General features: G+C 74.7%; 5 protein-coding genes and 1 pseudogene. 3 read left to right on the top strand and 3 right to left on the bottom strand.

Annotation, left to right across the window (positions count from 1 at the left end; translation table 11 throughout):
* Nucleotides 1-211: aldehyde dehydrogenase family protein (locus GTW67_RS31360; protein ID WP_161168133.1), on the bottom strand; the 211-nt coding region annotated here is incomplete at its 3' end.
* A gap of 75 nt (nucleotides 212-286) precedes the next feature.
* Nucleotides 287-1,867 carry a benzoylformate decarboxylase gene (gene mdlC, locus GTW67_RS31355; RefSeq protein WP_161168132.1) on the bottom strand — a complete coding sequence of 527 codons (1,581 nt, stop codon included), beginning with the start codon at nucleotides 1,865-1,867 and terminating at the stop codon, nucleotides 287-289.
* Between the two features lie 94 nt (nucleotides 1,868-1,961).
* On the opposite strand from mdlC, the gene GTW67_RS31350 reads away from it, so the two are divergent.
* Nucleotides 1,962-2,912, top strand: coding sequence for a LysR family transcriptional regulator (locus tag GTW67_RS31350; protein ID WP_161168131.1), 951 nt, complete (start codon nucleotides 1,962-1,964; stop codon nucleotides 2,910-2,912).
* Between the two features lie 157 nt (nucleotides 2,913-3,069).
* Nucleotides 3,070-3,498 (top strand): hypothetical protein, encoded by a 429-nt coding sequence (locus GTW67_RS31345; protein WP_202437950.1) that lies wholly within the window; start codon nucleotides 3,070-3,072, stop codon nucleotides 3,496-3,498.
* Between the two features lie 14 nt (nucleotides 3,499-3,512).
* Here the strand turns inward: GTW67_RS31345 and GTW67_RS31340 are convergent, their stop codons facing one another.
* A complete protein-coding gene (locus GTW67_RS31340; RefSeq protein ID WP_161168129.1) occupies nucleotides 3,513-4,037 on the bottom strand; it encodes an MOSC domain-containing protein in 525 nt (174 codons plus the stop codon).
* 101 nt (nucleotides 4,038-4,138) lie between these two features.
* On the opposite strand from GTW67_RS31340, the pseudogene GTW67_RS31335 reads away from it, so the two are divergent.
* Nucleotides 4,139-4,811, top strand: a pseudogene (locus tag GTW67_RS31335) (phosphoglucomutase, alpha-D-glucose phosphate-specific); the annotation flags it as partial.

Here is a 4,811-nt window from a genome sequence, read left to right as displayed (position 1 = left end):
CCGCCCGCCGCTGCGGCGGGGTCGCCGCCCACTCGCGCTGGGCCTGCGCGGCCCGGGCGGCGGCGCGGCCCACGTCCTCGGCCGTGCTCAGGCCCACGGTGCCCAGCCGGTCGCCGGTGGCCGGTTCGACGACCGGCTGCTCGGCGGGGGCGTCCTGCCAGCCGTCGCTGAAGAACTTCCCGCCCCAGACGTCGCTGTCCAGGAATGTCATCCTCTTGCCCTCCATCGGGATCCTCGGGTGCCGGGCGCCTCGGGGCGCCCGGCGGGTCGTTCCGGTCGGTACGCGTCAGGACGGCGTGGTGAGCGCCGTGTCCACCTGGATCAGCCGCGGACCGTCGGCCGGTTCCGCGAGCGCGGCCCGCAGCTCCTCCACACCGCCGGCGTGCTGGGCGCGGACGCCGTAGCCCTCCGCGATGCGCGTGAAGTCCAGCCCCGGGATGTCCAGTCCGGGAGCGTCCGGCACGCCGAGCAGTCCGCCGAACCAGCGCAGCGCCCCGTACGTGCCGTTGCGCAGCAGCACGACGGTGAGCGGGACCCGGTGCTGGGCGGCCGTCCACAGGGCGGTGATGCCGTAGTTGGCCGAGCCGTCGCCGACGACGCCGACGACCGGGCGGCCGGGCTGCCCCATCGCCACGCCCACCGCGCCGGGCAGCCCGAAGCCGAGCCCGCCGGCCGCCGGGAAGTAGTAGGAGCCGGGGCCGCGCAGGTCCATCTGGCGCCACCACGCCGCGTTGGTCGACGTCGACTCGACGACGTACGCGGTGTCCTCGGGCAGCTCGTCGCGCAGCGCGGCGAAGACCTGCTCCGGATGCAGGCCCGGCCCTTCGGCCGTGAGCGGCTCGGGCGCCGGCGTGTAGGCACCGGCCGGCTCGGCGGGGGCGTCCAGCGTCTTCAGGAGCAGGTCGATCACCGCCCCCGGGTCGGCCACCAGCGCCTCGCCCATCGGGGCCCGCGCGGCGGCCGAGGCGTCCTCGGTCACCTGGATGAGCCGCGTGCCCTCCGGCAGATACCGGCCGGGCAGATACTCGTGGTAGCGGAACACCGGCGCGCCCAGCACGAGCACCAGGTCGTGGCCCTCGAACGCCTCCGAGACCGGCGCGATGCCGGCGGGCAGCACGCCCCGGAACAGCGGGTGCCGGTTCGGGAAGGGCAGCCGGAACTGCGACGGGGCCGCCCACACCGGCCCGCCCAGCCGCTCCGCCAGCCGGACGGCGTCGTCGAACAGGCCCGCCGAGTCGATGTCCCCGCCCAGCACCAGCGCGGGCCGCCGGGCGGCGGTGACCCGCTCGGCCAGCCAGCGGCTCTGCTCCGCGTCGGGCACGGACGCCCGCCGCACCTGCCGGTCGAGGACGGCCAGGCTGTTGTCGCCGGCGTCGGCGGCCCAGTCGTCGTAGGGGACGGACAGATAGGTCGGGCGGCGCTGGAGCCGGGCCTCGAAGACGGCCTGGGCGAGCGCTCTCGGCACGTCCTCGGCGCACGCCGGTTCCGCCGCCCAGCCGACCAGCGGCTTCATCAGGGCCGGGGCGTCGACGCTGGCCAGGTTGGCCTCCGGTCCGACGGCGGGCCGCACCTGCTGACCGGCGACGACCACCAGCGGGGTGCGGGAGGCCACGGCGTTCGTCAGGGCGCCCATCGCGTTGCCCGAGCCGGAGGCGGCGTGCAGGTTGACCAGCACCGGACGGCCGGTCGCCTGGGCGTACCCGTCGGCCATGCCGACGACGGCACCCTCGTGCAGACCGAGGACGTAGCGGAAGCCCTCGGGCAGACCGGCGAGGAAGGGCAGCTCGTTGGAGCCGGGATTGCCGAAGACGGTGGTGAGGCCCTGGCGCTCCAGGAACTCGTGGGAGACACGACGCACGGATGGCACGGGCGTTCCTTTCGAAGTGGCGTCCGACACGCTAGGCACCCCGCGACATGGGCACCAATAGATGTTTCAGAGGTGCGATATAGAGTCGATCGATATGGGCACCTTCGATCTCAACCTGGCCCGCGTCTTCGTCCTGCTGTACGAGACCGGCAGCGTCACGGCCACCGCGGAGACGCTCCACGTCACGCAGCCCACCGTCAGCTACAGCCTGGGCAAGCTCCGCCGGCACTTCGACGACGAGCTGTTCCGCCGCAACGGGCGCGGACTGACGCCCACGGCGGGCGCCCGGCGCCTGTACGAGCCGCTCCAGCGCGCCCTCGCGGAGATCGACGGGACGGTCCGGCAGGGCGTCGCCTTCGAACCCGGCACCATGGCGGGCCGCTTCACGATCGCCCTCTCCGACCTCGGCGAGGCCACCCTCCTGCCGAGGCTCGTCGCCGCGGCGCGCGAGCGGGCGCCGGGGGTGTCGTTCACGGTCCGCCCGTTCGACGTGGAGGAGGCCGAGGGCCAGCTGCGCCGCGGCGACCTCGACGCGTTCGTGGCCACCCCGGTGATCACCTCGCACCTGACCGCGCGCATCCCGCTCTTCCGGGAGCGCTACGTCCTGATGGTCGCCGCCGACCATCCCCGGGTGCGGGGCGACGAGGTCACGCTGCCCGACCTCGCGGCCGAGCACCACGCGACGGTCTTCGGGCCGAGCGGGCATGTCGCGCCCCGGGCGGTGCTGGCCGCGCACGGACTGCTGGAGCGGGTGGCCGTGGACGCCACCCGCTTCTCGATGCTGCCCTACCTGCTGGAGCAGACCGACCTGATCGCCATCGTCCCCGAGTACGTCGGGGAGGTCTTCACCGCCTCCCACCGGGTGCGCCTGGTCCGGCTGCCCTTCGAGACCGAGCCGATCGAGATCGCCCTCTACGCCCGCCACGAGTCCTCGCGCAGCCCGGCGCAGCGGTGGCTGGTGCAGTTCCTGGCGCAGGTACTGGGCGAACAGGTCAGCCCGGCCCAACTGCCCCCGACCGCGGCATCGGTCCAGCCGGTCGGCTGACGGCCGCTCAAGTACCGCCGTACGACGGCGCGTTGGGCGGAACCCCGCAAGGAGCCGGCCCGCGGGCCGTGCGTACGGGCGCGGCTTCCCGGGCGTGGGAACGCGGTAGAGCCCGGCGTACGTGTTTGCCGTCGGAGTGACAGGCAAGGCGGTGTCCATGAGCGATCCGAACAAGGACACGAACCAGAAGCCCACCACCACACGGACCGCCGAGTCCAAGGCCCGCGGCGTCGCGGACAAGGCGACCGCCCCCGCCTCGAAGGCCGGTCAGGCCGCCGCCGACAAGGCCGGTGACGCCGCGTCGGCCGCCAAGGCCGGCGCCCAGCGTTCGGCCCAGGTCGCGACCGGCGCCGTGCAGACGGCGGCCAAGGGCGTCGAGGCCGGCCGGCAGGCGGTCATCACGACCTCGGGGCACGTCGCGGCCACGGCGAAGACGGCGTGGACGGTCATCGCCCACCGCAAGCTCGTCGCCGCGGGCGTCGGCGCCGGCATCACCGCCCTGAGCGCCGCGTCCTACGCGGTGGGCCGCCGGTCCGGGCGGCAGGCGCACGGCCCCATCACCCGGCTCACCGGCGGCCGGATCTGACGTCCACCGGACGGCTACCTGCCGGACGGCCCCGCGGCGGCGCCCGGCCCGACGACGACCTCGAACGTCGCCGGGCCCACGGTGAGCACCCCGTCGCTCAGGGGCGTGCACCGCACGCCTCCCTTGCCGCGCAGCGCACGCTGGGCACCGGGGCCTACGGTGACGTCCATCCAGGCGCACGGGCGGGCGGGGCGGTTCACGGCGAACAGCACGGGACCGCCACCGCAGTCCAGCGAGACCGTCGCGCCGACCAGGGAGTCGATGTCGACACCCCGCAGCAGGACGTTGCGCCGGGTGTGCCGCAGACCGGCGTCCGGGTCGATGCCGAGGGGCAGGTGCTCCGCGGCCATGAGGGTCACCGCCGCGTCCCGGTGCGCGGGCCGCGCGTAGTACCGGTCGCCGACCAGCCCCAGACCGCGCCGCACCTCGACCCGCTCCACCCGCTCGTCGGACGGACCGGGCGCGGGCCCCTGCGAGGGACGCCCGGCCAGCCGGTGCGCGGGCGAGACCAGCAGTTCCAGCACCTCCACCTCGGTCATGACGCCGAGCCTAACTCCGGCCCGCTCGTCGGACAGAGCCCCTGAGACAGGGGAAGATGGGACCGCGAGCGAAGTCCCGACCGACGCGGAGGAGTGGGCGCATGACGCATGACCGAGCCGGAAAGCCGGCCGGCCCCGAGGACCTGATCGACGTCGCCCGGCTGGTGACGGCGTACTACGCCCTGCACCCGGACCCGGCCGAGCCGGGACAGCGGGTCGCGTTCGGCACCTCCGGGCACCGCGGATCGTCCCTGGCCACGGCGTTCAACGAGGACCACATCGCCGCCACCAGCCAGGCCATCTGCGAGTACCGTTCCGCGCAGGGCACCGACGGCCCCCTCTTCCTGGGCGCCGACACCCACGCCCTGTCCGAGCCGGCGAGGATCACCGCGCTGGAGGTGTTCGCCGCCAACGACGTCACCGTGCTCATCGACACCGCGGACGGCTACACCCCCACCCCGGCCGTCTCGCACGCCATCCTCGCCCACAACCGGGGCCGCACCTCGGGTCTCGCGGACGGCGTGGTCGTGACCCCGTCGCACAATCCGCCGGCCGACGGCGGCTTCAAGTACAACCCGCCGAACGGCGGCCCCGCGGGCTCGGACGCCACCTCCTGGATCCAGGACCGGGCCAACGAGATCATCGCGGCCGGCCTGAAGGACGTCCGGCGCGTCCCCTACACGCAGGCCCTCGCCGCCCCCGGCACCGGCCGCTACGACTTCCTCGGCGCGTACGTCTCCGACCTGCCGAGCGTCCTCGACCTCGACGCGATCC

The organism is Streptomyces sp. SID5910, from assembly GCF_009862125.1.
Lineage (GTDB): Bacteria > Actinomycetota > Actinomycetes > Streptomycetales > Streptomycetaceae > Streptomyces.
This window is presented reverse-complemented; position numbering and strand designations above follow the sequence as displayed.

What these genes read in the sequence shown, in the direction of transcription:
- GTW67_RS31350 (WP_161168131.1), top strand. Translation starts at nt 1,962, where the DNA reads ATGGGCACCTTCGATCTCAACCTGGCCCGCGTCTTCGTCCTGCTGTAC.
- GTW67_RS31345 (WP_202437950.1), top strand. Translation starts at nt 3,070, where the DNA reads ATGAGCGATCCGAACAAGGACACGAACCAGAAGCCCACCACCACACGG.
- GTW67_RS31340 (WP_161168129.1), bottom strand. Translation starts at nt 4,037, where the DNA reads ATGACCGAGGTGGAGGTGCTGGAACTGCTGGTCTCGCCCGCGCACCGG.